The organism is Tenacibaculum sp. L6 (assembly GCF_028823685.1).
In the GTDB taxonomy this organism is placed as follows: Bacteria; Bacteroidota; Bacteroidia; order Flavobacteriales; family Flavobacteriaceae; genus Polaribacter.
In genome coordinates this window covers 1-204 of record NZ_JAPEHZ010000248.1, presented here as the reverse complement: position 1 = coordinate 204, position 204 = coordinate 1, and the positions used below count along the sequence as shown (strand labels likewise).

The following is a 204-nucleotide window of genomic DNA, read 5'->3' as shown; positions in this document are numbered from 1 at the left end:
TTGTTTTCAAGAAAACTGATGAAGATTCAAAAATGAAAGAAGTGGAATTCAAAAATGCTTACATCGTTTACTTCAAAGAAGATTTAGATGTGAACAATGAGATTCCAATGAAATTAACAGTTACTTTCTCTGCTGAAGAATTACTTATAGGTAATGCTAACTTAGATAACCGTTGGCCAGTAGCTTAATGAGAAGGACTAAATA

At 30.9% G+C, this 204-nt stretch carries 1 protein-coding gene; it reads left to right on the top strand.

Annotated features, from left to right (window positions below; genetic code table 11):
• Positions 1-188 (top strand): type VI secretion system tube protein TssD (gene tssD, locus OU788_RS12880; RefSeq protein WP_274635516.1); only part of this gene is annotated, 188 nt, incomplete at its 5' end.
• Between the last annotated feature and the right edge of the window lie 16 nt (positions 189-204).